We start from the raw sequence: 26,773 nt of genomic DNA, 5'->3' as shown, positions 1-26,773 counted from the left end.
CGGTCATTCCACGACCGGTCGACCGGAAGCGCACTGCCTCGACGGAAATCATCGCGACATCCGAGTCTGGTGCTCGATCTTCGACCCCAGAAGGTGAAAGAATATGACTATGAACGACGTAAGTCCCCCGGTCGACGACGCGCACGTCACCGCACTCGGATCCTCGGTCGCGAGCGACCTCTTCCAGATCCTGCGCGACGGCCGTCCCCGCACCCGCACCGAGCTCTCGGCCATGACCGGGCTCGCGCGCTCCACGGTCGCGCTGCGCATCGACGCGCTCATGAACCTCGGCCTCGTCGGCCCCGTCGGCGACGCCGTCTCCACGGGCGGTCGTCCGTCGAGCCAGTTCGCGATCACGGCCAGCGGCCGCGTCGTGCTCGGCGTCGACGTCGGCGCGTCGCACGTGCGCCTCGCCGTCAGCGACCTCACCGGCCGCATCCTCGGCGAGAGCGACGACCGCATCCCGGTGTCCGACGGCCCTGAGGCCGTGCTGGGCTGGGTCACCACGGCGGCGAAGGAGCTGCTCGCGCGCGTCGGCCGCGATGAGCGCGACCTCCTGGCGATCGGCATCGGCCTGCCCGGTCCGGTCGAGCACAGCACCGGCCGGCCCATCAACCCGCCGATCATGCCCGGGTGGGACCGCTTCGACGTGCCCGGTTGGTTCAACGACGTCTTCGACGCACCCGTGCTCGTCGACAACGACGTGAACATCATGGCGCTCGGCGAGCGCGAGCTCTCGTGGCCCGAGGTCGACCACCTCATCTTCGTGAAGGTCGCCACGGGCATCGGCTCGGGTGTCATCTCGGGCGGCATCCTCCAGCGCGGCGCCCAGGGCACCGCGGGCGACATCGGCCACGTCTACGTCGCGCGCGGAGCCGACGTGCCCTGCACCTGCGGCAACCGCGGATGCCTCGAGGCCCTCGCCTCGGGCCCCGCCATCGCCCGCGAGCTGCGCGAGACCGGCCTCGTGGCCGAGTCGAGCCAGGACGTGGTCGACCTCGTGAAGCGCGGCAACATCGACGCCATCCAGTCGGTGCGCCAGGCCGGCCGCGACATCGGCGAGGTGCTCACGACCTGCGTGAGCCTCATCAACCCCTCCGTCATCGTCATCGGCGGAAACCTCGCACAGGCGGGCGAGCACCTCATCGCCGGCGTCCGCGAGATCGTCTACACGCGCTCCATGCCGCTCGCGACCGAGCACCTGCAGATCACGCAGTCCAAGGCCGGGTCGGATGCCGCGGTGCTCGGCGCCTGCATGCTCGCCATCCACCACGCGCTCTCGCCCGAGAGCGTCGAGGCCATGGTCGTGGGCGCGCCAGTGCCCGTTCCCGTGAAGTAGTCACGCCGGCCCGCGGCATCCGCTGCGCACGCGAGGAAGCCCCGGTCGGAGTGATCGGGGCTTCCTGCATGCTCGGCGCCCGTCGGCGCCGGGGCGGTGCTGCTCGCCTACTTCGTGCTGAAGGCAGCGTCGAAGGCGGCGTCGGGGGCGTCGAACGCGAGCCGGCGCACGAACTCGAGCGCCTCGGGCGCGCCGATGAGGCGGTCCATGCCGGCGTCCTCCCACTCGACCGAGATGGGGCCCTGGTAGCCGATGGTGTTGAGCATGCGGAACGCGTCCTCCCACGGCACGTCGCCGTGCCCGGTCGAGATGAAGTCCCAGCCGCGGCGCGGATCGGCCCACGCGAGGTGCGAGCCGAGACGGCCGTTGCGACCGTTCACCATGCGCTTGCGCGTGTCCTTGCAGTCCACGTGGTAGATCCGGTCCTGGAAGTCCCACAGGAACCCCACCGGGTCGAGGTCCTGCCACACCATGTGCGACGGGTCCCAGTTGAGGCCGAACGCCTCGCGGTGCCCGATCGCCTCGAGGGTGCGGACGGTCGTCCAGTAGTCGTAGGCGATCTCGGACGGATGCACCTCGTGCGCGAACCGCACGCCGACCTCGTCGTAGACGTCGAGGATCGGGTTCCAGCGGTCGGCGAAGTCCTGGTAGCCCGCGTCGATGAGCTCCTGCGACACCGGCGGGAACATGGCGACGTACTTCCAGATGGCCGAGCCGGTGAAGCCCACGACGGTCTGCACGCCGAGCTTCGCGGCGAGCCGCGCGGTGTGCTGCATCTCCTCGGCGGCCCGCTGCCGTACGCCCTCGGGCTCGCCGTCGCCCCACACCCGGGCCGACAGGATGTCGCGGTGCCGCGAGTCGATGGGGTCGTCGCAGACGGCCTGGCCCTTGAGGTGGTTCGAGATCGCCCAGACCTTCAGCCCGTACCGGTCGAGCAGGGCGAGCCGATCCTCGATGTAGGCGTCGTCATCCCAGCGCCACGGGTCGAGGTGGTCGCCCCAGCAGGCGATCTCGAGTCCGTCGTACCCCCACTCCGAGGCGAGGCGCGCGACCTCCTCGAGCGGCAGGTCGGCCCACTGGCCGGTGAACAAGGTGATGGGTCTGGTCACGGAATCCTCCTCGATGCGATGTGACGGAATGGGGTCAGCCGACGTTCGTCCAGGCGCCGCGCTCCTCCGAGCTGCGCTCGACCGCACCGAGCACGCGCTGCACGTGGAGCCCGTCGGCGAACGACGGCTCGGGCTGGACGCCCGCGGCGATCGCCTCGACGAAGTCCTTGGCCTGGTGGCTGAAGCCGTGCTCGTAGCCGAGCATGTGACCGGCGGGCCACCACGCGCCGACGTAGGGGTGCTCGGGTTCGGTCACGAGGATCTTCGTGAAGCCCTGGCGGCCGGCGGGCGCGGCACCGTCGTAGACGTGCAGCGCGTTCATGTCCTCGAGGTCGAAGGCGATCGCGCCGTTCGAGCCCGAGACCTCGATGCGCAGGGCGTTCTTGCGGCCCGTGCTCATACGGCTGGCGACGTAGGAGCCGAGCGCTCCCCCGTCGAAGCGGCCGGTGAAGAGCGCGAGGTCGTCGACGGTCACCGTGCCGACGCCGACGCCGGCGGTGCCCGAGAGCCCCGAGCCCGACTCGAGCAGCGGGCGCTCCTTCACGACGGTCTCGATCGTGCCCGCCACGTCGACGAGGCGCTGGCCGGTGATGAACTGGGAGAGGTCGATGGCGTGCGCCCCGATGTCGCCGAGCGCGCCCGATCCGGCGTGCTCCTTCTGCAGGCGCCACGCGAGCGGGGCCTTCTCGTCGACGAGCCAGTCCTGCAGGTACTCGGCGCGCACCTGGCGGATGTCGCCGATGCCGCCGCTCGTCACGATCTCGCGCGCGAGGGCGACCGCGGGGACGCGGCGGTAGGTGAAGCCGACCATGGCGTACACGCCCCGGGCGGCGGCTTCCGCGGCCGCCGCGGCCATGGCCTCGGCCTCCTCGACGGTGTTCGCGAGCGGCTTCTCGCACAGCACGTGCTTGCCGGCCGCGAGCGCGGCGATGGCGATCTCGGCGTGCGAGTCGCCGGGGGTGACGATGTCGACCACGTCGATGTCGTCGCGGTCGAGCACCTCGCGCCAGTCGCTCGAGGTCTCCGACCAGCCCCACTTCGCTGCGGCGGATGCCACGGAGCCGCCGTTGCGCCCGACGAGGAGCGCCATCTCGGGCGTGGCGGGCAAGTCGAAGAAGCGCGGCGCGACCCGCCATCCCTGCGAGTGGGCGGCACCCATGAATCCGTAGCCGATCATGGCTACCCGCAACGTGGTCATCGTTCTCTCTCTCGTCCCCGGCGAGGGGTGGTCGTGGGACGCCCGCGTCGCAAGCGCGACGCGGGCGTCCGATTCGTCGTGCGGCTGCCCCGGTGAGCGGGCGGACCCTGTCCAGGCGGGCGTCGCCCGCTCACCGGCCGCTGATCAGGATGCGAACGCGGTCGGGAGGTACTCGTCCACGTTCTCGGCCGTCACGACGGGTGCGTAGAGCACGATGCGCGTGGGCACGTCCTGCTCCACGAGGTCGCCCAGCGACTTGCCCTGCGCCACGAGGCGCGCGAGCGCGATGCCGTCGGCGCCCTGCGTCGACGGGTAGATGACCGTCGCCTCGAGCACCGAGTCGCCGGACTTGATCTCGTCCATCGCGTTCTTCGAGCCGGCGCCGCCGACCATGAAGAACTCGTCGCGGCCCGCCGCGTCGATCGCGGCGAGGACGCCGACGCCCTGGTCGTCATCGTGGTTCCAGATGGCGTCGATCTGCGGCGCGGCGGCCAGCAGCTGCGAGGCGGCGGCCTCGCCGCCCTGCACGGTGAAGTCGGCGGCGACGCGGTTGCTGACCTCGAGACCGCAGTCCTCGAGCGCGTCGGCGAAGCCGCGCGACCGGTCCTGCGTGAGGGGCAGCGAGTCGATGCCGGCGATCTCGGCGACGACGGCGTCGGGGTTGTCGCCGATCTTCTCGCAGATGTAGGTGCCGGCGCTGACGCCCATGCCGTAGTTGTCGCCCAGGACGGTGACGCGGGCGGCGAACGGGCTCGAGAACTCGCGGTCGACGTTGATGACCGGGATGCCCGCCTCCATGGCCTTGATCGCGACCTCGGTGAGCGCCGCGCCGTCGGTCGGCAGCAGCACGATCGCGTCCACGCCGTCGTTGATGAAGGTCTCGACCTGGCTGATCTGCAGGTTCGCGTCGTTCGTGCCCTCGGCGACGACGAGCTCCACGTCGTCGTACTTCTCCGCCTCGGCGATGGCGGCCGAGTTGATGGCGCCGAGCCAGCCGTGGTCGGCGGCCGGGCCCGAGAATCCGATGCGGACCGTCTCGCCGCTCTCCGAGTTGTTGGCGTTGTTCGTCGGGCCGGTGTTGGACTCTCCGGTCGAGGCCGTGCAGCCGGTCACGAGGCCCGTGACCGCCAGCATGACGCCCGCGGCGGCCACCAGGTGCCGACGTGAGTGCGCTGTGCGCATGTGCTTCCTCCGTTTCAGTGATTCGCAGACATGCCGGCGGAGACGCGGAGCGCGCGTACCCGGGGAGGGGATCGGCAGCTGCTGTCCACGCTGACAATCGTCACCGTAGCATACGTGCACGCCCAGTTGTCATCTTTTTATCGTGACTCGTCGTAAGTCGTGATCGACCCGTGATCCCCGTGCTTCCTCTCGCGCGCGCGCATGTACGCGTATACGTTCGGGGGTGACGGCCGTCCTGGTATGGGTAGTCGCCGTGGCATGCCATCTGTTATGTTCGTCGCATGATCAAAGGTGATAACACTGCGTCATTACTCGAGATGCGCGGGATCACGAAGGAGTTCGCGGGCGTCCGAGCGCTCTCCGGCGTCGACCTCGAGGTGGTCGCGGGCGAGGTCCACTGCGTGCTCGGCCAGAACGGTGCGGGCAAGTCGACCCTCATCAAGGTGCTCGCCGGCGCGCACCAGCCCGATGGCGGCGAGATCCTGTGGCAGGGCGAGCCGGTGCAGATCGACAACCCGGTCGAGGCCATCAAGCTGGGCATCGCGACGATGTACCAGGAGCTCGATGTCGTCGACGGCCTGAGCATCGCCGAGAACATCTACCTCGGCCACGAGCTCGCCACGGGTGGGGTGCTCCACCGCGGCCAGGCTGCGAAGCACACGCGCGCGCTGCTCACGCGGCTCGGGCACGGCAACCTCTCCCCCCACCGCGAGGTCGGCACGCTCTCCGCGGCCAACAAGCAGATCGTCAGCATGGCCCGCGCCCTCTCGCACGACGCGAAGCTCATCATCATGGACGAGCCGAGCGCCGTGCTCGACTCCGAGGAGGTCAAGAACCTCTTCCGCGTCGTCCGCGAGCTCACGGCCCAGGGCATCGCGATCATCTACATCTCGCACCGCCTCGAGGAGATCCGCCAGATCGGCGACCGGATCACGGTCATCAAGGACGGCCGGAGCATGGCGACGGGGCTGCAGGTCTCCGAGACCCCGACCCCCGAGCTCATCCGCCTCATGACCGGTCGCTCGGTCGAGAACGTCTTCCCCCAGCGCCGGCCGCTCCCCGCCGAGGCGCCGGTCGTGCTGGCGGTCGACGACCTCGGACTCCGGGGCGAGTTCTCCGACGTCTCGTTCGACGTGCGCGCCGGCGAGGTCGTGGGCCTCGCGGGCCTCGTCGGCTCGGGCCGCTCCGAGATCCTCGAGACCATCTACGGCGCCCGCAAGGCGACGTCGGGCACGGTCTCCGTGGCGGGCGCTCGCCTGAAGGCCGGATCCGTCAACGCCGCGGTCGAGGCCGGCGTCGGCCTCTCACCCGAGGAGCGCAAGAGCCAGGGCCTCATCCTCGAGGAGCCGATCTTCAAGAACGTCACCCTGGCGACCTTCGCCCGCTTCGCCCGCGCCTCGTTTCTCGACGAGCGTCGTGAGCGCTCGGTGACCCGCGAGCAGATCGAGGCGCTCGAGCTGCGCCCCGCCGATCCCGATCGCGTCACCGGCACACTGTCGGGCGGCAACCAGCAGAAGATCCTCCTCGGCCGCTGGCTCGTGCACGGCACCCGCGTGCTGCTCCTCGACGAGCCCACCCGCGGCGTCGACGTCGGCGCCCGCGCCGAGATCTACGCGCTCATCCGTCGCCTCGCCGACGCCGGCAACGCCATCGTCGTCGTCTCGAGCGAGATCGAGGAGGTGCTCGGCCTCTCCGACCGCGTCCTCGTCATCGCCGACGGGCGCGTCCTCCACACCACCCCCGCCACCGACATCGACGAGCACGGCGTGCTCGACCTCATCATGGAAGGAGTCGCCGCGTGAGCGACCAGACCACCGCCCCCGCCGCCGAAGCGACGACCGAAGCCCCGAAGTCCGACGAGAGCCTCGCGCGGCGTCTCCTCGGCGGTGCGGTCGGCCGCAACCTCGGCCTCGTCATCGCCCTCCTGCTGCTCGTCGCCGTCGGCGCGATCACCGCGGGCGACCGTTTCTGGAACTTCGAGAACTTCCTGACGATCATCCGCTTCGCCTCGATCATCGGCGTCATCAGCATCGGCATGACGTTCGTGATCACCGCCGGTGGCATCGACCTCTCCGTCGGATCCGTCATGGGCCTCGCGACCGTCGTCGCGTCGCTGTCGTGGGTGCAGGCAGCGTCCGAGCAGACGAGCTGGCTGCTCATGGTCGCCGTCGCCCTCGCGGTGGGCGCCGGAGCCGGGCTCATCAACGGCATCGTGATCGCCTACGGCAAGGTGGTGCCGTTCATGGCGACACTCGCCATGCTCGTCGGCGCACGCGGCCTCGCGGAGCTGCTCTCGAACAAGACGACCCAGATCGTGAACGTCCAGGGGTTCCTCGACTTCTTCCGCGGTGACTTCCTCGGCATCTCGTGGCTCATCTGGATCTTCGTGATCGTCGCCGTCGTCGGCTGGTTCCTGCTCAACCGCACGACCTTCGGCCGTCGCACGGTCGCGATCGGCGGCAACTTCGAGGCCGCCCGCCTCGCCGGCATCCGCGTCAAGCGCCACCTCGTCGCGCTGTACGTGCTCGTGGGCCTCACCGCGGGCATCGCCGCGGTGATGATGCTCGGCCGCACCACGGCCGGCACCTCGACGCACGGCCTGCTCTACGAGCTCGACGCGATCGCCGCGGTGGTCGTCGGCGGCACGCTCCTCGTCGGCGGTCGCGGCACCATCGTCGGCACCGTCCTCGGCGTCCTGATCTTCTCGACGCTGACGAACGTGTTCACGCAGAACAACCTCTCCACGTCGGTCCAGGCCGTCGTGAAGGGCGTCATCATCGTGATCGCGGTGCTCCTGCAGCAGCGCTTCGCCTCGCGTCCCGGCGGTCGCAGCTCGAGCTGACGCGGCTCCGCCTCGAACGACCAGATGCCCCCGGCGATCTCGCCGGGGGCATCGTCGTGTCCGCGGCATCCGCGCCCTCGCTGGTGTAGCCGACCGGCCGGCCGTGCCGTGTGCACTCCCCCGGAGACGAATGCGTCCCGGGTCGCACCCGTAACGTGCGACCCGGGACCATGCAGCACCCCTCTACCAAGAACGGAGCAGCCCCGTCAGCCTAGGCCACTTCGGTTGCGGCGCACGTCCCCCAGCACGGGGGTGACGGGGTACACCGGGCTCCACGAGGGGTCATCGGATGCCGCGGACGCCGCGGATGACGTGCCGGACCGTCGAACCGACGGGCTGGCCGACCGCCCGTCGGCGGGTCGACGTCTCCGACCGTGCGCGGCATCCGCCCGCCTTCGTCCTGGGCGCCCCGCCCCGCGGATCGGGGTACACGCTCGAATGCGCTGCGGCACCCGGACCAGCACAGCCCCGGACGCACGAGAACGGGCCCCGGTTCCGTGGAACCGGGGCCCGTCCGTCGGGCGGGGCCTACGTCAACTGCGTGAGGTCCGCGATCACCGCCTGCGCGGCGCGGACGACCAGGTCGGCCGCGTCGGCGTCGGTGCGGATCCGGTTGGGGACCTGGGCGACGATGAACTCGAGCTTGCTGATCGCCGTGGCGGTGTCCCCGGCGGCCAGTGCGGCGTCGATCTCCGCCAGCGTGTCACCGAACGACTGCTTCGCGCCGTTGGTGATGCGCTGGTCCGCCGCGAGCGCGGCGAGCAGCGAGCGGATGTCACTCGTCGACGTGGTGAACGCGAGCTGGTCGAGCTCGACCCCACCGGTGCTCGTCACGTAGAGCCGGTCGGTGCCCTCGGGCACCTCGAGCAGCGGCGACGAGATCTCCTGCCAGGCGCCGCTCGTGTTCGCGACGTCGATGGTGAGGAAGGCGTCGGCGTCGGCCGAGCCCCAGCGGAGCGACAGGGTGCCGGTGCCGATGGCGCGAGCCTCGACGCCGGTGATCCCGATCAGGTTCACCGGGTCGTAGGCGAGCCAGTCGCCGGAGTCGAACGACACGACCTTGCGCACGCCGTGCGCGGTCTCGTCGTCGACCACCTCGATGCCGCTGCGGGCGTCCGCGTGCTCGGCCTGCAGTTCACGCGGGTTGAGCAGCGTCACCGCATCGCCCAGGAGGGCCGGTGCGGTCGCCGTGCCGGCGTCGGTGTACGAGGCGCCGATCACGCCGTAGATGTTCTCGGTCTCGCCGTGCCCGGCCTCCGACTGCGTCTCGATGGTGGCGGTGCAACCGCTGCCCGTGAAGAGCGGATGGGCGTGCGTGTTGTCGTGACCCAGGCCGTAGCTCCACAGCACCCGGCTGCAGTCGATCGTCTCCTCGGGGTCGGTGACCTTCACCTCGAAGGCGACCTTGTCGCCCCAGTCGGTGAAGGAGCCGTTCTCGGGGGTGACGATCTCCACGATCGGCGCCGTGTTGCCCACCGTGATGACGACGGAGGTCAGGCTGACCCGGCCACCGCTGTCGGTCACGCGAACGCGGGCGGTGTACTGGCCGTCCTCGGTGTACGTGTGGCTGATCTCAGCCGGTCCGTCGGTGAAGGTGCCCGTGCCCTCGAGGTCCCAGGCGAAGCTGAGCGCGAGGTCGTCGGGGTGCGTGCTGCCGGCGGCCGAGAAGTCGACCGCGAGCGGGCCGTGACCAGACGTCACCGAGGCCGTGAGGTCGGCGCGCGGACCCTTGGTGCCCACGGTGTAGTCGACCCGGTACAGGCCCGCGTCGGGGTTCGGCCGGAAGAAGCCGTCGCCGTAGTCGAGCACGTAGAGCGAGCCGTCGGGGCCGAACTCGAAGTCGATCACGTTGTCCCAGACCGGCATGCCCGCCGCGGTGAGCGCGGAGTTGGGCAGGAAGTCCTGGATCTTGGTGACCGGGCCGTCGGGGTCGTCCTGCGAGAAGGCGAAGACGCGGTCACGCGAGAACTCGGCCATGAAGGCCTTGCCGTCCCAGTACTCGGGGAACTTCGTCGCCGACTCGTTCTCCTCGTCGTAGCGGTAGGTCGGGCCGCCCATGGGCGCCTGCCCGCCGCTGCCGAACTCGGGCCACGGCTGGTGCGTCGGCTGGTCGCCGTACCAGAGCTGCGGGGCCGTCGCAGGCGGCAGCTGCTGCAGGCCGGTGTTGTAGGGCGACGGGTTCACCGGCGCGGTGCAGTCGTACCAGCCGCGCACCGTGAGCGTCGCGTAGTCCCAGTTGCTGTAGTTCGCGTTGGGACCGTGGCACAGCGGCCATCCGCCGTTGATGGGGACGGTGGTCGACTGCCACTCGACGTAGCCCATCGGGCCGCGGTCGACGTTCGCCGTGCCCGCGTCAGGGCCGTAGTCGCCCCAGGTGACCGCGTTCGTCACCGGGTCGTAGTCGATCCGGAACGGGTTGCGCACGCCCATGACGAAGATCTCGGGGCGCGTGCCTGCCGTGCCCGGCGCGAACAGGTTGCCCGCGGGGATCGTGTACGAGCCGTCGGCCTGCACGTCGATCCGCAGGATCTTGCCGCGGAGGTCGTTCGTGCTGCCCGCACCGCGTCGTGCGTCGAAGCCCGGGTTGAAGCCCGGCCGGTCGTTCATGGGCGCGTAGCCGTTGGCACCCGGCGCGCTCGCGGGCGTGTTGTCGCCCGTCGAGAGCAGCACGTTGCCGTCCTTGTCGAACGCGACGTCACCGGCGACGTGGCAGCACTGCCCGCGGTTGACCTCGACCTTGATGATGACCTGCTCGGTCGCGAGGTCGAGCTGGCTCGTCTCGGCGTTCCACTTGAAGCGGCTGAGCTGGTTGTAGCCCTTCCACTGGTCCCAGTAGCTCGCGTCCGCGCCCGCGGGCAGCGAGTTCGGCGCCGAGCCGGTGGGCGTCGTGGCGGGGTACGGCGCCGTCATGGTGCGCGGCGCGTAGTAGAGGTAGACCCAGCCGTTCTCCTCGAAGTCGGGGTCGAGGGTGATCGTCTGGAGGCCGTCCTCCGAGTTGGCGTAGACGTCGACGGTGTTGACCACCGTGGTCGTGCCCTGGGCGGGGTCGGTCAGGCGCACCTGGCCGCCGCGCGTCGTGTGGAGCACGCGCGAGTCGGGCAGGACGGCCAGGTCGATGGGCTCGCCGACGTCCTTGGTCAGGGTGACCTTCTCGTAGTTGGCCCACGTGGTGGCGGCGATCTCGTCTCCGTGATCATCGCCGTCATGGGCGAAGGCGGTGGCGGGGCTCATGGCGAGCGCCGTCACCGCCAGGAGTCCGCTGAGCGCGAGCGCGCCCAGGCGGAACCGGGGTGTGGACATGGATGTCTCCTTGGTAGAGGGGTGTGGTGGTGCGGTTGCCCCGGGGCCGGGGTTACGGTCCGGCCCCGGGGTGTCACGCGACGCGTCGCGCGGTCGGCGTGCGCCTGATCAGCCGCGCAGCGACGCCATGTGGGCGTACGACGAGCCCGCGTTCTGCAGCGACAGCGCCGGGCTCGCGGGCGCCGGCACCGTCGACGCGTTGTCCTGCTCGTACATCGAGTTGTGGTAGCCCTTCGCCCCGATCCGCTGGAAGAAGGTCGTGAAGTCGATGTTGCCCTGGCCGAACGGCACGATGGTGTAGCCGGCGGCGAGGTCGGGACGCGAGGCACCGTCCTTGGCGTGGAACAGCGGGAAGCGCGTCGTCTGCGCGGCCACCAGGCCGGCGGGATCGAACACGTTCGTCGCGGCGCCGCCGTCGGGAGCGGTGTAGTTCTGGAACCGGAACTGCGCCACGTGGGCCCAGTAGATGTCCATCTCCAGGTACACGTAGTTCGGGTCCGTGTTCTGGAGGAACCACTCGAGACGACGGATGCCGCTCGACCGGGTCGGACGTCCGGCCGCGTCGTTCGGCCCGCTGTCGAGCAGGAAGCTGTACGCCGCGTCGTGGTTGTGCGTGTACAGCTTCAGCCCGTGCGACGCCGCACGCTCGCCGAGGATGTTCCAGCGCTCGGCCGCGGCCTGCCAGTCGGCGAGGTAGCCGCTGCTGGTCGGGTCGTTGCCGGTGCCGATGTGGCCGAAGCCGAGGATGTTCGCGATCTCGCAGGCGGTGTCGAACTGCGCGAGCGTGGCGTCCGTGATGGTCGACGGGATCGTGCCGTGGTTGCCCTCGGCCTCGAGCCCGTTGTCGTCGAGCCAGGTACGGAGCAGCTGCGCGCCCTGCACGGTGTTCAGGTTCGCGCCGCCCTCGGCGTTGGCGTGCTGGGTGTAGCCCGCGAACTCGATCTGCTTGTACCCGATGCGGGACAGCTCCTGGAAGACCTCCTTGAAGCCGGAGGCCAGTTCCGTCGTGTTCGGGTCGCGGCTGATCGCGTCGCGGACCGTGTAGAGGATGATGCCCCGCTTGCCGGGCGGGATGAGGACGCCGTTGCCACCGGGGGCGGCCTTGGCGGCGCCGGCCGCCTGGGCGAGGGCCTGGGCGGGGCTCCCGCCGATCGCCGCCGCGCCGAGGGCGGCCGCCGCAGCCATGCCCGTCGTCGCCGCGAGCAGCTGGCGCCGGGACAGGCCGAGGCTGCGCCCCAGCTGCGGATCGTCGGATCGATCGATCAGATCGCTCATGATGCTCCTTTGCACTGATGTGTTGGGGGAATGCAGCCGTGGCCCACCGGGCCCCGAGTGCCTGACGCCGTCCTGGTTCCCACCGGTCGAGCGCCCCGCGCGAACCGAGCGGATCACGCTTTTTCGGACACTACGGCATTTCTCAAGAGTCGGTCAAGCAAAAGACGAGTCTCCGGTTTTGACTTTTGGATTGTTGTCGTCATAAGTGAGGACACGACGCTCCGAGCCCGGGCATGCCGGACTCCCGGAGGCCGAAGCCGGCCTCCGGGAGGGGCGGTGAGGATGGCTCAGGCGGCCGCGTCGGCGTCCCGTGCGGTCGGCTGGGCGGCGGTCGCCTGCGGGCTCGCGGGCTTCTCGCCCTCGTCGCGGATCTCGGTCTTGAGGATGCGCATGGACTGCCCCAGGCTCCGCGCCAGCGCGGGGATCTTCGGGGCTCCGAACAGCAGCAGGATCACGACCACGACGATCAGGGCGTGCCACCCGTTGAGATTGGCGAACATGGGTCTCCTCCGTACTCCATCGTGCGAATCGCGACTCCGTCGCTGCGTTTACAGCTTATGCACAGCGGTCGCCATATGTCCATCGACACGCATGGAACGGCTCCCCGGATCGTCCCTCGTTCACGGGGCAGGAGGCGCGGAAATGACCCTCATCAGGGGCGCAGCACCGGCAGCGGCCCGCCCTCGCGCGCCTCCGCCCAAAGGTCGACACCCTCGGTCGTGCCCGCGAGCGCGTCGATCTCGGCGAGCTCCTCGTCGGAGAAGTCGAGGCGGTCGAGCGCGGCGACGTTCTGGTCGAGCTGCTCGACCCGGCTCACTCCGAGCACGAGGCTCGTGACGCGCTCGTCGCGGAGCGCCCACGCGAGTGCGAGCTGCGGCAGGGACTGGCCCCGGCGCTCGGCGATCCGGGTGAGCCCCCTGAGGCGCTCGACGAGCTCTTCGGTGAGGACCTCCGAGTCGAGCGAGCCGTCGGTCGACGCACGCGACCCCTGGGGCACGCCCTCGTGGTACTTGCCCGAGAGCAGGCCCTGCGCGAGCGCGGTGAACCCGATGATGCCGAAGCCGTGGTCGCCCGCGGCCTCCACGAGGCCCTCGGTCTCGATCCAGCGATTGAGCATCGAGTACGACGGCTGGTGGATGGTCAGGGGCACGCCGCGCTCCGCGAGCAGGTCGCGCATGCGCCGCGTGTCGTCGGCGGAGTACGACGACACGCCCACGTACAGGGCCTTGCCCTGCTCGACGATCGTCGCCAGGGCGCCCGCGGTCTCCTCCATGGGCGTCTCGGGGTCGGGCCGATGGTGGTAGAAGAGGTCGACGGAGTCGAGCCCGAGGCGGCGCAGCGAGGCATCCAGCGAGGCGATCACGTATTTGCGGCTCCCGCCCACGCCGTAGGGCCCCGGCCACATGTCCCAGCCGGCCTTGGTCGAGATCACGAGCTCGTCGCGGTACGGCGCGAGGTCGGTCGCGAGCAGGCGCCCGAAGTTCGCCTCGGCCGCGCCGTACGGCGGGCCGTAGTTGTTCGCGAGGTCGAAGTGCGTGATGCCGAGGTCGAACGCACGGCGCACGATCCCGCGCTGCACGTCGAGCGGTCGGTCGTCGCCGAAGTTCTGCCAGAGCCCCAGCGACAGCACCGGCAGCTTGAGTCCGGATGCCCCGACGCGCCGGTAGGGCATGCGGTCGTAGCGGGTGGGGTCGGCGGTGTACGTCATCGTTCTCGGCTCCTTCGGCAGTGCGGCGGTCGCGCCACCGGCAGGCTATCCCGAACGCCGTGAACGCGGGTCGACCATCGGGTGGACCTCAGCGCCTGCGGCTCCACGCGACCCCGGCGAGGCACAGCACGCCGCCGAGCATGCCGAGGAGCGTCGGCAGCTCGCCGAGGATCAGCCAGGACATGAGCACGACGATGGCGGGCACGGCGAGCGTCGCCGATGCCGTCGCACCTGCCGTGCTGCGCTGGAGCACGTAGCCCACAGGATGAACGCGATCGCCGACGGGAAGATCCCGAGGTAGACCATCGCGAGCGTCGCGGACATCGGCGCGACCGCGACCTCCGTGACCAGCTGCGGCAGGAACGGCGCGAGCGCGATCGCCCCGACGGCGCATCCCACCCAGGTCGCCCCGAGCGCATCCGTCGTCTTCAGCGCGACCTTCTGCACGAGCACGCCGCTCGCGTAGAGCGCCGCCGCCAGCAGGCCGAGCGCGATGCCGACGGGGTCGCCGTGCGGGCCGACGCCGCCCGCGGCGATGAGTACGACGCCCGCGAACGCGACGCCGATGCCGATCATGAGCGACCTCGGGAATCCCTCCTTCAGGACGACCCCCGCGACGAGGGCGACGAGCAGCGGGGCGACGTTCACGAGCATCGCGGTCGTGCCCGCGTCGAGGTGACGCTCGGCGATGTTGAGGACGAGCGTGTAGCCCCCGAACCAGAGCAGCCCGTAGAGGACGACGAGCACGAGACCGCGACCTCGCGGAAACGGCGGCCGCCGCACGAGCGCGATCGCCGCGAGCGCGACGGCGCCCACGAGCTGGCGTCCGAGCGCGAGCGCACCCGGCGAGAGCGCCTCCCCGATGCCTCGGATCGCGATGAACGCCGACGCCCACAGCACGAGCACCACGGCGGTGGCGGCAAGCACCCGCCAATCGAGTGCGCGAGTCTCGCGGATCGGCGTTCGGACCTGCTGCGCGGCGATCTCGGTCGGCGTGGGCATGCGTCCAGCCTCGACGGGCTGTGTCTTCAGCACAAGCGAACGGTTCTTCCGCACTCTTCAGTTCCACTGTATGATCGCGACGTGGTCGATCCGCAGCGTCTCCGCGTCTTCCGATCCGTCGTGCAGACCGGCTCGATCAATCGCGCGGCCGAGCGCCTGGGCTACACGCCATCGGCGGTGAGCCAGCACGTCGCGGCGCTGCAGCGCGAGACCGGCCTCGTGCTCGTCGAACGTCACGGCCGCGGCATCCGGCCGACTGCCGCCGGCGTGGCGGTCGCCGAGCACGCGACGCGCGTGCTCGACCAGCTCGCCGACTTCGAGAGCCTCGCCGACGACCTGCGTACGGGCCGCAGCGGCACGCTCCGCATCGGATGCTTCATGTCGGCCAATCGGGCGTGGATGCCGGGAGTCGTCGCGAACCTCACCGACGAGTTCCCCAGCCTGCGAATCGAGCTGAGCCTCGTCGAGCTCCGTGGACAACGCTCGACCGACGCCGATCTGGAGCTCTACATCGCCGAGGCGGTCCGCGGCGACCGCGATCCCGCTGCTGCCGACGGAGCCGCCGACGGATACGACCTCGAGCCGCTCCGCACGGAGGGGTACGTCACCGTCGTACCCGACGGCCACCCGCTCGCCGCGCGCACCTCCGTCGCGATCGCCGACCTCGCCGGCGAGCCGTGGGTCGACAACGACCACGCCCGCGGGCCATGCCGCGAGATCGTGCTCACGGCCTGCACCGCCCGGGGCTTCTCGCCGCGGTTCCGGATCGCGGCGCCCGACTACGCCACCGCGTTCGACTACGTCGCGCAGGGCATCGGCGTCACGGTCCTGCCCCGACTCGGCGTGCACCTGCTGCCGAGCGGTGTGACGGCGGTCTCTCTCGCCGATGACGACGTGCGGCGTCGCATCATGCTGCGGGTGAAGCGGTCGATGCGCACCAATCCCGCCGCGCAGCGCGCGGCGGAGCTCCTGCGCGCGGCGGCCGGGGCCGGCTGAAGACGGACGGCACGCATGACGAACGGCCGCCCATCGGGCGGCCGTTCGGTCCACGTCGTGCGACAACAGCTGTCGTCCGCCGGAGGCGGAGCCCCGACGAACACTGTGTGGAGATGGGGGGAATTGAACCCCCGTCCATCGCTGAGTTTCCACGCCTTCTCCGGGCGCATCCTGTGAGGCGTTCTGCTCGGCCCCGACTCTTGCCACAGGCATCTGAGTCGACGGGCCCAGCCTGAGGAAAGTCCCGCGCGTCGCTCAGGCGACGACGCGCAGCGAGTTCCCGAGATGACGCCAGTGACCGGGGCGGGAACGAACCCGGACTGACGGACTATCGGCCTCGCTTAGGCAGCGAGGGCGAAGTCGGACTGCTTCTTATTGGCAGTTATTGTTTCGCAGGGAGCGTTCACGAGATAACCCTGCATCCTCGGCCCGCTTCTCGTGGGCGCACAGGCGATGTCGAAACCGATCATCCCCATGTGGCACCGCGCCGGTCGGAACCGGTTCGGAGGGCCGTTGTCGCACGCTGTGGAGTTTCCAAGTCCCGCATTCCCGAACTCGACGCTCGGGTCCGCGGCCTTACAGGATACAACGGACCGGCCGTCACTGTCATTCCACGGCACGGACAGCGCTCGGCAATCGTTCATCCGGCCGTAACCCACGGCCTGCGCGATACCCGTAGCGTCCCGGCATGGGAAGTTCGGGAGCCGCGTGATCGGCCGCGTCGATCCGTTCATCGGCACGGAGGTCACCGACCTGCCGCCGCCCACGGGCATCGCGGCCACGTGGTGGTGGCCGAAGCCGCAGGTGGGCAACACGCATCCAGGTGCGACGTATCCGCTCGGGATGGTCTCGGCGTGCGCCTACTCGGGCGCCTATCCCACCGGATACGGGCGGTACGACCTCAGTACCGAGGGCGTGCCGACGACCATCCACGACGACGCCGTGGCATCCGGCTTCACGCACTTCCAGCAGTCGGGCACGGGAGCGATCCGCAAGTACTACAACTACTTCCGGGTCACGCCCATGCTCGAGCCGCTCGACGTGCTCGGTCGCACGTGGCACCTGGTCGACGAAGAGGCGGAACCGGGCTACTACGCGGCGACGCTCGACTCCGGCATCCGCGCCGAGCTCACGGTGGGGCCGAAGAGCGCGGTGCACCGCTACACGTTCCCGCGCAACCGCAACGCGCGCGTGGTGGTCGACTTCTCGCTCGGCGGGCTCTCGATCCCCCACGGCGAGACGATCCCGCTGCGCGCGCACCTCGAGTCGATCGGGCCAGGGGTGGCACAGGGCGAGATCGTGGTGGAGGGCGCCCCGCTCGCGGTGTACGTCGAGTGCGACGCGCGATCGTGGCGGCAGATGCTCTGGTACGACCGCCGGCTCATGCCCGGCGGCACCCGGCTGGCGTTCGACCACATCCGGCCGACCACGCTGCGGCCGTTCGGACTCATGTGGGCGGGGCCCAGCGACGCCGGCCAGACGGTCGAGGTGCGCATCGGGTTCTCTCTGCGTGGCGTCGAGCAGGCCCGTGAGAACCTCCGGCGCGACTGCGGCGTCGGGCCGGCGCGGTTCCCGCAACGACGCGACCGCACCAGGAAGGCGTGGCGCCGGCAGCTCAAGGCGATCACCGTGGACACGCCGTCGGCCGACCGCGAGACGGTGTTCTCCACGGCGCTCTACCACTCGCTCATCAAGCCGTGCCTGGCCCCCGAGGAGAGTCCGTTCTGGCCGTCCGACGGGCCGTTCGTCTACGACCTCTCGACGATGTGGGACATCTATCGCACGCAACTGCCACTGATCACCGCGCTGCTGCCCGACCGGGCGGTCGAGCTCGGCACGGCACTCCTCACCATCTGCGAGGAGGAGGGCAACTTCCCCATCGGCTACCGCATGGCGCGCGGCAGCGACCGCTTCTCGCGGCAGGGCAGCGCGCTGGCGCAGACGTTCCTCGCCGACCTGTGCGGCCTCGGGCTGCCCGGGATCGACTGGGAGTGGGCGCTCGTGCACATGCACACCGACCTGCGCCGCACGTACGGCGAAGACTTCCTGCTGCGCGGCGTCGCGCACCCGATCAGCCACACGCTCGACCTGGCCTATGGGTACTGGTGCACGGCGGGCATCGCCGAACGCGTCGGCGATCGCGACCTCGTCGAGCAGTTCCGCACCCTCGCCGCGCGCTGGGTGAACGCGTTCGACGACGCCACGGGCCTGCTGCAGGACTCGACGTTCTACGAGGGCAGCCGCCACAACTACTCGTTCCGGCTCTTGCACGACATGCGCAACCGCATCGGCCTCGCCGGCGGCGACGACGCCTTCGTGCGCATGCTCGACGCGTTCTTCGGCTACGGCGCCGAGCCCGTGCGCCAACCGGGCGTGCGCCCGGGGCTCGAGGAGCTCGCGAACGGGTACGCGCTCGGCCGGTTCGAGGGCCTCAACAACGAGCCCGACATGGAGGCCCCATGGGCCTACCACTACGCCGGACGCCCCGACCGCACCGCCGAGGTCGTGCACGCCGCGGTGCACCAGCAGTTCGGCACCGGCCGCGGCGGCCTGCCCGGCAACGACGACTCGGGCGGCCTCAGCTCCTGGTACGTGTGGGCGTCGCTCGGGCTGTTCCCGGTCGCGGGGCAGAACCTGTTCCTCGTCAACGCCCCGTCGTTCGCGGAGTCCGAGCTGCGCCTCGGCGACGGCGAGCTGCGCATCGAGACCACGGGGTTCGTCGAGCCCGAGCGCGACGGGCCGACGCAGTACGTGCAGTCCGCCACGTTCAACGGCGTCCCGCTCGACCGCACCTGGTTGCGCGGGGACGACGTGCACCGCGGCGGCCGATTGCGCATCGAGCTCGGCCCCGAGCCGAGCTCGTGGGGTCGTGACGGCCGGCCGCCGTCGGCTTCGGATCCCTGAGCACCCCGCAGACCATCGCCCACCACCAGGAAGGACGAGCCCCATGACCGCCAAGCCCCGCTCCCGACTCGTCATCGTCAACCGCGCCGACCCCGTGATCTGCGGCCACTCCGTCGAGGGACGCAACCTCGCCGAGGCGGCCCTCGAGCGCGGCTTCGACGAGGTGCGCATCGTGACCTGGCCGATCGACCGCCTCGAGGCGACCGGCCTGCCGCTGAAGCCGCTCGATCGCATGCTCCCCTACAGCGAGGGCATCATCGTCGAGCGCCCCGAACCGGTCGGCGACTACAAGGTGCCCGACGGCCGCTGGCTCGCGGGCATCACCGGCCGCCTCGTCGAGCTCTTCACCGACGGCGTGCCGACCGTGTGCCTCTCGCTCTACCTCAGCCCGCACACGGTCGCCGTCACCGACGCCGTGCGTGCGGCGTGGAGCACGGGCCTGCCCGTGAACGTCACGACCATCGCCGAGGCGGTGGGGTCGGATGTCACGAACGTCGTCCGCTCGTGCGTGGAGGAGGGCCGGTTCGGGGCCGCCGCGCACATCCTCTCGAGCTACCTCGCACAGGACCACTGCGTCGCCGTCTCGGAGTACACCCGCGACCTCATCGTCGCCGCGGCATCCGAGATCGACGCGTTCCACGGCACGCGGTTCGCCGACCAGTGCCGCGAGCGCATCCGCATCTCGTACCCGGCGATCGACACGTCGCAGTACCTCGACCTCGACCCCGCGCTCGTCGACGGCGTGCTCGCGGCACGCGGACTCGAGCGCGACGGCTACGTCTTCTTCCTCTCGCGCCTCACCAGGGCGAAGGGCGTCGACGACCTGATCGCCGCCTTCGAGCGCACGCCCGCGAACGCCCGGCTCAAGCTCGTGATCGCCGGCCGGGGGCCGGATGCCGCGTGGTTCCGGCGGCTCGCGGCCGCCTCGCCGGTCGCCGATCGCATCGTCTTCCTCGATGACGTCGACGACGCCGAGAAGCCCTTCCTCATGGCCGGATGCGCCGCCTACGTGCTGCCGAGCAAGCCGCGACCGGAATTCGTCGAGACGTTCGGCATCGCCCTCGCCGAGCAGATGCTCGCGGGCGGTGGTGCGGTGATCACGACCGAGACGGGCGGGATCGGCGAGGCCGTCGGCGACCACGCCTTCATCGTGCCCGTCGACGATCCCGACGCGATCGCGGCCGCGATCGACCAGGCGCTCGCGCTGCCCGTCGAGGAGCGCGTCGCGCGAGCCGAGCGGGCTCGCGCATACGCGCTGCAGTTCGACCGGATGGCCGTGTTCGACCGGCTCTTCGACGCGGCCGGCGTGCTCCCGGCACGCCAGCCCGCCTGAGGCTCGGCGGCGCGGTCGGCCCCGGCACGTATGCTGAGGTCGGCCGCCCCGCGTGCGGCCGCGGACGCGTCACGTCGCCCGCCGCTCGCCGTCGAGAGGGGACCACATGCCGACCACGATCGCCGTCACCGGACGCGCCGAGGAGCGCATCGCCCCCGAGCTGGGCGCCGTCACGCTCTCGGTCGGCGGCTCGGGCGCCGCGCGCGAGCACGTCTACGGCCGCACGAGCGCCGCGCACGAGCGCCTCCTCGCCCAGGTCCGCGAGCTCGAGGCATCCGGCGCGCTCGACACCTGGTCGGCCGGCCAGCTGCGCGTGTGGTCGTACCGGCCATGGAACAACGAGGGTCGGCAGCTGCCCGTCGTCCACCAGGCGAGTGCCGACGTCGAGGTCGTCTTCAGCGACCTCTCCCGCATCGGCGAGTGGGTCGGCGAGGCGGCCGGCTCCGACGAGATCACGATCGGCGGCATCGACTGGCGCCTCACCGAGGCCACGCGTCGTCGCGTGCAGGAGGCCGCCCAGCGCGCGGCCGTGGCCGACGCCGTGACGAAAGCCCGGGTCTACGCGTCGGCGCTCGGGCTCGGCACGCCCACTCCCGTCGAGCTGGCCGACCAGGGCCTGCTCGCCGTGCAGCCCGGCCCGCCCATGCCGAAGGCCATGATGATGCGCGCCGTCGCCGACGTCGGCAGCGCCGCGCCCACCGAGTTCGCGCCGCAAGAGCTCGTGATCGAGGCCGCCGTCGACGCCCGCTTCACCGCCGACCCTGCCTGAGCCGCCACGCGGGTCGAGGAGCGCCGGGCGAAGCCCGACGCGTCTCGAAACCCAGCCCTCGAGCCCCTCAGCGCCCGCCGTCGATGAGCAGGGCCTCGAGCGCCGCCAGCTCGTGCAGCGTGAGCCCCGACGCGAGCAGGTACTCGCGCGTCGAGCCGTGGGCGCGCTCGACCGTGTCGATCACGCCCTCGAGCGCCTCGCGCGGGCTGCCGCCCATGAGCACGCGCAGCTCGGGGGTGTCGGGCACTCCGTAGCGGCCGATCATGGTCACCATGTCCTCCAGCCACTCGCCGGCGAGGTTGCCCTCGGTGCGCGCGTAGTCCTCGACGACGGCGTCGCGGTCGACGCCCACCGCGAGCAGCGTGAGTGCGACGACGATGCCCGTGCGGTCCTTGCCGGCGGTGCAGTGCACGACGACCGAGCGGTCCCCCGCGCTCGAGATCTCGCGCAGCGCGCCGACGACGATGGGCGCGTGCTGGGTCACGATGCGGTCGTAGAGCGCGTCGAGCGAGATGCCGCCCCGGCCCTGCGAGGCGCCCGAGCCCTCGAAGACCGGCAGTCGCAGCACCTCGACGTCGAGTCCGTCGAGGTCGTCGGGCATGACCGCGGCCTCGTTCTCGTCGCGCAGGTCGATGACGATGCCGATGCCCAGCTCGCGCAACGCGGCGCGCCCCTCGGCGCCGAGGCGGTGCAGCCCGTCGGACCGGAACAGCACCCCGTCGCGCACCGTGCCGGTCTTCGCCGGCAGCCCGCCGACGTCGCGGAAGTTGTACGTGCCGGGAACCGGGATACGGGTCGAGGTCTCCATCGCGATGAGCCTACCCCTGCGTGCCGACACGTCGGCTGGGAGGCATCCGGGAACGCGGCACGGCCGCGACGTCGCCGCGCGACGCCGACGCGGGCTACTCGCCGAGGTTCCGCCGGCTCGCCATGGCCCGGTCGGCCTCGCGCTTGTCCTGCCGCTCGCGCAGCGCCTGGCGCTTGTCGTACTCGCGCTTGCCCTTCGCCACCGCGAGCTCCACCTTGGCCCGGCCGTCGCTGAAGTAGATCGACAGCGGGATGAGCGTGTACCCGCCGTCCTTCGTGCGGTGGCTGATCTTGATGATCTCCTGCTTGTGCAGCAGCAGCTTGCGCTTGCGCCTCGGGGCGTGGTTGTTCCACGTGCCCTCGGTGTACTCGGGGATGTGCACGGCGTCGAGCCACATCTCGCCGTTGTCGATGAACGCGTAGCCGTCGACGAGCGACGCGCGCCCCTCGCGGAGCGACTTCACCTCGGTGCCGGTGAGCACGATGCCCGCCTCGTACGTGTCCTCGATGAGGTAGTCGTGGCGCGCCCGGCGGTTGGTCGCGACGACCTTCTGACCGCGTTCCTTGGGCACGACGTGCTCCTTCGTTCGAGTTCGAGCGCCCCGGGGCATCCGAGGCAGCCTCTCACTCTAGCGGATGCCGCGGCCGACGCCGCCGGCGCTCACACCTTCAGGTAGCGCGTGATCGCGATCCCGGCCGACACGGCCGCGAGCAGCACGCCCACCGCGACGAGGATCGGCACCACGATGAACGCGTCGGTGAGGTCGACGAACGTGAACGACAGGCTCTGCGCGAGGTAGCCCTGCACGAAGAAGTGCACGATCGCGATCACCGCGCCGCCTGCGAGCAGCGATCCGAGCAGCCCCGCGAACACGCCCTCGAGCACGAACGGCGTCTGGATGAACCGGTTCGAGGCGCCGACCAGCCGCATGATGCCGAGCTCCCGGCGGCGCGAGAACGCCGAGAGGCGGATGGTCGTCGCGATGAGCAGCGCCGCCGCGACGAGCATGATCGCCGCGATCGCGATGGCCGTGTAGCTCGCCGCGTTCAGCACGTCGAAGATCTGGTCGAGGTAGCGGCGCTGGTCGACGACCTGCTCGACGCCCGCGAGGCCCGCGAGGCTCTCGGCGATGACGGCAGCCTGCGACGGGTCGACGAGGTTCACCCAGAACGTCTCGTTGAGCACCTCGGGCGTCACGTAGTCGGCCGCGGGCGTGCCCTCGAACTGCTGCTGGAAGTTCTCGTACGCCTGCTGGTGGTCCTCGAAGTAGAACTCGTCGATGAACGGATTGAGCGTGTCGGAGTCGAGCTGCCCCTCGACGGCCGCCTTCTGCTCCTCGGTCGCCTCGCCGTCGGTGCATCCCGCGGCGGTCGACACCGACGTGCAGAGGTACACCGCCACCTGCGCCCGGTCGTACCAGTAGTTCTTCATCTGGGCGATCTGCAGCTGCATGAGCGCCGCGGTGCCCACGAACGTGAGGGAGATGAACGTGACGAGCACGACCGACACGACCATCGTCGCGTTGCGCCGCAGGCCGTTCCCGGCCTCGGCGAGCACGAGCCCGAACCTCATTTCGTCGGTCCCACTTCCTGCTGGTCGTCACCCTCGCGCGGTCCGCCGGGGGCGCGCAGCCCGAGGCGCTCGGCGAGGGTCAGGTGCTCGGATGCCACGCCGCCGGCCTTCGCGGCGGGTGCGGCGGTGCCGGGCTCGGCCGCGGGCTCTGCGGTGTCGCCCGCGGGCGTGACGGGGACGGACGCGGTGGCGGCCGCGGTGATCGCCGCCGCGGCATCCGTCACCTCGTCGCGCTCCTCGGGCTCGACGTAGAGCGGCTGCTTCTCCTCCATGACCTTGCGGTCGACCTTGGGCGCGGCCTTCTTCACGGGCTTCCTCGCCGGGGCGGGCTTCGCGGGCGCGGGCTTCGCCGGGGCCGCAGGCGCGCCGGCCGTCGCGGCCTCGCCGTCGGTGTCGGTGGCCAGCTCGGCCGCGGCCGCATCGGATGCCGCCGCGGCCGCTGCCGCCTTCGGCACGGAACCCGTCGCCTTCGCGGCCCTGGAGCGCGGCGTCGTCGCCTTCGCCTTCCGGCCGCCCTTCGCGGCGGCGCCGCCCGCGAGCACCGCAGCGACGGCCTCCTCGTCGGGGACCGGACCGGCGGGCGCGGCAGGTGCGGCGGCGGCCTCGGCCGACGCCTCGACGGGCTCCTCGCCCGTGAGCGCCGCGTCGACGTCGCCAAGGGCCGCGCCGTAACCGGCGCCCCGCTCGTCGCGCACGATCTCGCCGGCCGACAGCTCGATGACGCGGCGCTGCATCTGGTCGACGATGCCGGCCTCGTGCGTGGCCATGACCACGGTCGTGCCGCTGGAGTTGATGCGCTCCAGGAGCGTCATGATGCCCGCGCTCGTCACCGGGTCGAGGTTGCCCGTCGGCTCGTCGGCGAGGAGGATCTGGGGCTTGTTGACGATGGCCCGCGCGATCGCGACGCGCTGCTGCTCGCCGCCCGAGAGCTCGTGCGGCATCCGCTTGCCCTTGCCGTCGAGGCCCACGAGCTTGAGGGTCTCGGGCACGGCCGACTGGATGAAGCCGCGAGACTTGCCGATGACCCGCAGGGTGAACGCGACGTTCTCGTACACGTTCTTGTTCGGCAGCAGCCGGAAGTCCTGGAAGACGACGCCGAGGTCGCGACGGAAGTACGGCACTTTGCGGCTCGAGATCGAGCCGAGGTCCTGTCCGAGCACGTGGATCTTGCCCTTGGTCGGCTTCTCCTCCTTGAGGATGAGCCGGAGGAAGCTCGACTTGCCGGAGCCCGAGGCCCCGACCAGGAATACGAACTCACCACGGAGGATCTCCACCCCGAGGTCGTCCAGGGCGGGCCTCGACTGTCCCGGGTAGGTCTTGGTGACGGCGTCGAATCGGATCATGTCGGATCGAGCCTAAGCAGCCGCGGCGCGGAACGCACCTGCGACTCGCCCGTTTCTCAGGTTGGGTCGGGAGTAGCGTGGGAAGCGGGTGCTGGAGCACACCCCTTGGAGGAACGCATGACGGTTCCACTCATCGGCATCGTGGCCGACCGCAAGGCCGCGAGCTACGGCTCGTGGGTCGACATCCCGACCGACGCGATCTCGCACACCTACGTCTCCGCGGTGCAGGAGGCGGGCGGCGCGCCGATCATCTTCCCGAGCCTCGACGTGCACGTCGACGACCCCGAGCGCCTCATCGACCTCGTCGACGGACTCTTCCTGCCGGGCGGGCGCGACCTCGACGCCGAGCTCTACGGCAGCGTCGCGCACCCGACGAACGATAAGCCCCTGCGCGTGCGCGACGAGCTCGAGATCGCCCTCACGCAGCTCGCGCGCGAGCGCGACATCCCGATCCTCGGCGCGTGCCGCGGCATGCAGGTGCTCAACGTCGCGCTCGGCGGCACGCTCGAGCAGCACCTCGGCGACCGCATCGACCTCACCCCGCACCGGAACATCTACGGCGAGCACACGTCGCATCCCGTGTCGATCCTGCCCGACACACTGCTGCGGAGCATCACGCACGAGGCGGACTTCGAGATCTCGTCGCACCACCACCAGGGCGTCGACCGCCTCGGCGAGGGGCTCGTGGTCTCGGCGAGCGCGCCCGACGGCGTCGTCGAGGCGATCGAGACGACCAACGGCGCGTTCTGCCTCGGCGTGCAGTGGCACCCCGAGGAACGGCTCGACCCCGAGGGCATCGCGCTCATCCGCGCGTTCGTGCAGGCAGCGCGCACGCGGGCGCTCGCGAAGTTCGCGGTGCGGTCGTAGGCGCGGCCGGCGCGCCCAGCGGATGCCGCGGGCGCGCGGCATCCATCTCCGAGTCGACTCGGCTACTCCACCTTCTGCTTGCGCCACTTGATGCCGGCGGCGATGAACCCGTCGAGGTCGCCGTCGAACACCGCGTTGGGGTTGTTCACCTCGTGCTCGGTGCGCAGGTCTTTGACCATCTGGTACGGCGCGAGCACGTAGGAGCGCATCTGGTCGCCCCAGCTCGCGGTGATGTTGCCCGCGAGCTCCTTCTTCTGGGCGGCCTCCTGCTCCTTCTGCATGAGGAGCAGGCGCGACTGGAGCACGCGCATGGCGGCGGCGCGGTTCTGGATCTGCGACTTCTCGTTCTGCATCGAGACGACGACGCCCGTGGGGAGGTGCGTGATGCGCACGGCGGAGTCGGTGGTGTTGACCGACTGGCCGCCTGGGCCGCTCGAGCGGAACACGTCGACGCGGATGTCGCCCTCGGGGATGTCGATCTCCTCGGTCTCCTCCATGAGGGGGATGACCTCGACGGCGGCGAACGACGTCTGGCGCTTGCCCGCTGCGCCGAACGGGCTCATGCGCACGAGGCGGTGGGTGCCGGCCTCGACGCTCAGCGTGCCGAACGCGTAGGGCGCGTCGATCTCGAAGGTCGCGGACTTGATGCCCGCCTCCTCGGCGTAGCTCGTGTCCATGACGGTGGCGTCGTACCCGTGCTTCTCGGCCCAGCGCAGGTACATGCGCATGAGCATCTCGGCGAAGTCGGCGGCGTCGACGCCACCGGCGCCGGCGCGGATCGTGACGACGGCCGGGCGGCCGTCCCACTCGCCGTCGAGCAGCGTCTGCACCTCGAGGTCGCCGACGGTCTTCTGCAGCGCGGCGAGCTCGGCGCGCGCCTCGGCGGCGGACTCCTCGTCGTCGGCCTCGTTCGCGAGCTCGACGAGCACCTCGAGGTCGTCGAGGCGGGAGTCGATGCTCTTCACGCGCGCGAGCTCGGACTGGCGGTGGCTCAGGGCGCTGGTGACCTTCTGGGCGTTCTCGGTGTCATCCCACAGGTCGGGGGCGCCGGCCTGCTCGGAGAGGCTGGCGATCTCGGCTTCGAGGGCGTCGACGTCGACGACGGCACGGATGTCGCGGAAGGTGGAGCGCAGGGAGGCGATGTCCTGCGTGAGGTCAAGATCCAACATGGCCTGTCCAGCCTAGTCGCGCGCGGCGTACACTGCGGATCGACGGCGGCATCCGGG

Annotated in this window: 20 protein-coding genes, 1 other RNA gene and 1 pseudogene; 8 read left to right on the top strand and 14 right to left on the bottom strand. The window is 70.8% G+C overall.

Features of this window, described 5'->3' with window-relative positions:
- Window positions 1-109: 109 nt before the first annotated feature.
- Window positions 110-1,339, top strand: a complete 1,230-nt coding sequence (locus FYC51_RS15195) for an ROK family transcriptional regulator (RefSeq protein ID WP_238476408.1) — start codon at window positions 110-112, stop codon at window positions 1,337-1,339.
- A 107-nt stretch (window positions 1,340-1,446) separates the two neighbouring features.
- Here FYC51_RS15195 and FYC51_RS15190 read toward each other — a convergent pair whose 3' ends face one another.
- From FYC51_RS15190 to FYC51_RS15180, 3 genes are all read right to left on the bottom strand, one after another.
- Window positions 1,447-2,448: a sugar phosphate isomerase/epimerase family protein gene (locus tag FYC51_RS15190; protein ID WP_148734634.1), complete on the bottom strand. Its 1,002-nt coding sequence runs from the start codon at window positions 2,446-2,448 to the stop codon at window positions 1,447-1,449.
- Window positions 2,449-2,482: 34 nt separating this feature from the next.
- A complete protein-coding gene (locus FYC51_RS15185; protein ID WP_148734633.1) occupies window positions 2,483-3,646 on the bottom strand; it encodes a Gfo/Idh/MocA family protein in 1,164 nt (387 codons plus the stop codon).
- Between the two features lie 144 nt (window positions 3,647-3,790).
- A complete protein-coding gene (locus tag FYC51_RS15180; RefSeq protein WP_148734632.1) occupies window positions 3,791-4,828 on the bottom strand; it encodes a substrate-binding domain-containing protein in 1,038 nt (345 codons plus the stop codon).
- Window positions 4,829-5,109: 281 nt separating this feature from the next.
- Between FYC51_RS15180 and FYC51_RS15175 the strand changes: the two genes are divergently transcribed.
- Window positions 5,110-6,630 (top strand): sugar ABC transporter ATP-binding protein, encoded by a 1,521-nt coding sequence (locus FYC51_RS15175; protein WP_187432686.1) that lies wholly within the window; start codon window positions 5,110-5,112, stop codon window positions 6,628-6,630.
- Entirely contained in the window at window positions 6,627-7,670 is a 1,044-nt protein-coding gene (locus FYC51_RS15170) for an ABC transporter permease (RefSeq protein WP_148734631.1), read from the top strand. The genes FYC51_RS15175 and FYC51_RS15170 overlap by 4 nt, the downstream gene beginning before the upstream one ends.
- A 528-nt stretch (window positions 7,671-8,198) precedes the next feature.
- Here the strand turns inward: FYC51_RS15170 and FYC51_RS15165 are convergent.
- The 5 genes and pseudogenes from FYC51_RS15165 to FYC51_RS15145 form a co-directional block, all read right to left on the bottom strand.
- Window positions 8,199-10,970: a PQQ-dependent sugar dehydrogenase gene (locus tag FYC51_RS15165; RefSeq protein ID WP_238476407.1), complete on the bottom strand. Its 2,772-nt coding sequence runs from the start codon at window positions 10,968-10,970 to the stop codon at window positions 8,199-8,201.
- A gap of 108 nt (window positions 10,971-11,078) precedes the next feature.
- Complete coding sequence (locus tag FYC51_RS15160; protein ID WP_148734630.1) at window positions 11,079-12,245, bottom strand: sugar phosphate isomerase/epimerase family protein; 1,167 nt, start codon at window positions 12,243-12,245, stop codon at window positions 11,079-11,081.
- Window positions 12,246-12,532: 287 nt separating this feature from the next.
- Entirely contained in the window at window positions 12,533-12,745 is a 213-nt protein-coding gene (gene tatA / locus FYC51_RS15155) for a twin-arginine translocase TatA/TatE family subunit (protein ID WP_148734629.1), read from the bottom strand.
- A gap of 152 nt (window positions 12,746-12,897) precedes the next feature.
- Window positions 12,898-13,953 carry an L-glyceraldehyde 3-phosphate reductase gene (gene mgrA / locus FYC51_RS15150; RefSeq protein ID WP_148734628.1) on the bottom strand — a complete coding sequence of 352 codons (1,056 nt, stop codon included), beginning with the start codon at window positions 13,951-13,953 and terminating at the stop codon, window positions 12,898-12,900.
- 88 nt (window positions 13,954-14,041) lie between these two features.
- Window positions 14,042-14,955, bottom strand: a pseudogene (locus FYC51_RS15145) (DMT family transporter).
- Window positions 14,956-15,036: 81 nt separating this feature from the next.
- Here FYC51_RS15145 and FYC51_RS15140 point away from each other — a divergent pair.
- Entirely contained in the window at window positions 15,037-15,951 is a 915-nt protein-coding gene (locus tag FYC51_RS15140; protein WP_148734627.1) for a LysR family transcriptional regulator, read from the top strand.
- A 105-nt stretch (window positions 15,952-16,056) separates the two neighbouring features.
- On the opposite strand, the gene ssrA is transcribed toward FYC51_RS15140, so the two are convergent.
- Window positions 16,057-16,425, bottom strand: a transfer-messenger RNA (tmRNA) gene (gene ssrA, locus FYC51_RS15135).
- Between the two features lie 234 nt (window positions 16,426-16,659).
- On the opposite strand from ssrA, the gene FYC51_RS15130 reads away from it, so the two are divergent.
- The 3 genes from FYC51_RS15130 to FYC51_RS15120 all read left to right on the top strand — a co-directional run bounded on the left by FYC51_RS15130 (window position 16,660) and on the right by FYC51_RS15120 (window position 20,957).
- Window positions 16,660-18,855, top strand: coding sequence for a glycoside hydrolase domain-containing protein (locus FYC51_RS15130; protein WP_148734626.1), 2,196 nt, complete (start codon window positions 16,660-16,662; stop codon window positions 18,853-18,855).
- A gap of 43 nt (window positions 18,856-18,898) precedes the next feature.
- Entirely contained in the window at window positions 18,899-20,188 is a 1,290-nt protein-coding gene (locus tag FYC51_RS15125; RefSeq protein WP_148734625.1) for a glycosyltransferase, read from the top strand.
- Between the two features lie 106 nt (window positions 20,189-20,294).
- Window positions 20,295-20,957 carry an SIMPL domain-containing protein gene (locus FYC51_RS15120; protein WP_148734624.1) on the top strand — a complete coding sequence of 221 codons (663 nt, stop codon included), beginning with the start codon at window positions 20,295-20,297 and terminating at the stop codon, window positions 20,955-20,957.
- A 67-nt stretch (window positions 20,958-21,024) separates the two neighbouring features.
- On the opposite strand, the gene FYC51_RS15115 is transcribed toward FYC51_RS15120, so the two are convergent.
- From FYC51_RS15115 to ftsE, 4 genes are all read right to left on the bottom strand, one after another.
- Complete coding sequence (locus FYC51_RS15115; protein WP_148734623.1) at window positions 21,025-21,765, bottom strand: tyrosine-protein phosphatase; 741 nt, start codon at window positions 21,763-21,765, stop codon at window positions 21,025-21,027.
- A gap of 94 nt (window positions 21,766-21,859) precedes the next feature.
- The gene (gene smpB / locus FYC51_RS15110) at window positions 21,860-22,336 is read right to left on the bottom strand and encodes an SsrA-binding protein SmpB (RefSeq protein ID WP_148734622.1); all 477 of its coding nucleotides are present in this window, start codon (window positions 22,334-22,336) and stop codon (window positions 21,860-21,862) included.
- A gap of 89 nt (window positions 22,337-22,425) precedes the next feature.
- The gene (gene ftsX, locus FYC51_RS15105) at window positions 22,426-23,337 is read right to left on the bottom strand and encodes a permease-like cell division protein FtsX (RefSeq protein WP_148734621.1); all 912 of its coding nucleotides are present in this window, start codon (window positions 23,335-23,337) and stop codon (window positions 22,426-22,428) included.
- On the bottom strand, window positions 23,334-24,680 hold the full coding sequence (ftsE, locus tag FYC51_RS15100) for a cell division ATP-binding protein FtsE (RefSeq protein WP_148734620.1): 1,347 nt from the start codon (window positions 24,678-24,680) through the stop codon (window positions 23,334-23,336). The genes ftsX and ftsE overlap by 4 nt, the downstream gene beginning before the upstream one ends.
- A 117-nt stretch (window positions 24,681-24,797) precedes the next feature.
- Here ftsE and FYC51_RS15095 point away from each other — a divergent pair, with 117 nt between their 5' ends.
- Window positions 24,798-25,547 carry a gamma-glutamyl-gamma-aminobutyrate hydrolase family protein gene (locus FYC51_RS15095; protein WP_148734619.1) on the top strand — a complete coding sequence of 250 codons (750 nt, stop codon included), beginning with the start codon at window positions 24,798-24,800 and terminating at the stop codon, window positions 25,545-25,547.
- A gap of 62 nt (window positions 25,548-25,609) precedes the next feature.
- On the opposite strand, the gene prfB is transcribed toward FYC51_RS15095, so the two are convergent.
- Complete coding sequence (gene prfB, locus FYC51_RS15090) at window positions 25,610-26,716, bottom strand: peptide chain release factor 2 (protein WP_148734618.1); 1,107 nt, start codon at window positions 26,714-26,716, stop codon at window positions 25,610-25,612.
- Window positions 26,717-26,773: the final 57 nt, after the last annotated feature.

Source organism: Agromyces mariniharenae (assembly GCF_008122505.1).
Classification (GTDB): Bacteria; Actinomycetota; Actinomycetes; order Actinomycetales; family Microbacteriaceae; genus Agromyces; species Agromyces mariniharenae.
This window is presented reverse-complemented; position numbering and strand designations above follow the sequence as displayed.